Origin of the sequence: Pseudonocardia sulfidoxydans NBRC 16205 (genome assembly GCF_007989085.1) — a bacterium.
Lineage (GTDB): Bacteria > Actinomycetota > Actinomycetes > Mycobacteriales > Pseudonocardiaceae > Pseudonocardia > Pseudonocardia sulfidoxydans.
The window spans coordinates 1-705 of the sequence record NZ_BJVJ01000197.1 but is presented as its reverse complement, the minus strand read 5'-3'; the positions used below and the strand labels follow the sequence as shown (position 1 = coordinate 705).

General features: G+C 66.0%; 1 protein-coding gene. It reads left to right on the top strand.

Annotated elements, in window-relative coordinates; translation table 11 throughout:
• Window positions 1–301: SDR family oxidoreductase (locus PSU4_RS31005; RefSeq protein WP_147116245.1), on the top strand; the 301-nt coding region annotated here is incomplete at its 5' end.
• Window positions 302–705 lie beyond the last annotated feature (404 nt).

Sequence of the window (705 nt, the reverse complement as noted above, 5' to 3'; positions counted from 1 at the left end):
GCACGCGGCACTCGGGCTCGTGCGGCACCTAGCCGCGGACCTTGCACCCCGAGTGCGGGTCAACGCCGTGGCCCCCGGCGGCGTGATCACCGGGCTGCGGGCGGTGGACGCGGATGGTGGTGTGCGGAACGTCTTCATCGATCCCGACGGTGTCCGCGAGCAAGTCCGCCGGCTCAATCCGCTTGGTCTAGCCCTCACCCCCGAACAGCTGGCGGAGTCGTACCTCTTCCTCGCCGGCGCCGGCGCCAGCGGGATGACCGGTGAGGTCCTGCGCCCGGACGGTGGGCTGAGCGTGCGCTGACCCGGGCACCCAGACAACGGCTTCCTCGTAGGTCCGATCAGCCCTGTCGCGATTCAACTCCCACCCTCATCGATGAGAACGAAGAAGACGATGCCGTCACGGACCGCTCGGAGTTCGTCGTAGGGCTTCCCAACGAGACGCGCCCTTTAACTCACGAACGAATGAGTTCACTGCCAAGGGGCCCGGATCTGCCGGTTGCTCCGGTACTCTCCGGTGTCCGGTCGCCTACTCCATAAAACCTGCAGTTCGATCCGACGTCGGCCACCCTGATGGGTCAACAACTGGTCGTCTTCCGGTTGGGTGATGAGTTCTGTGTCTTCCGACGACTTGTGCGCCACCGCGGATTGACCCGGCACCGCAACACGTCACGGCCTCGGAGACCGACTGGGACGTAGCCCCCGAGA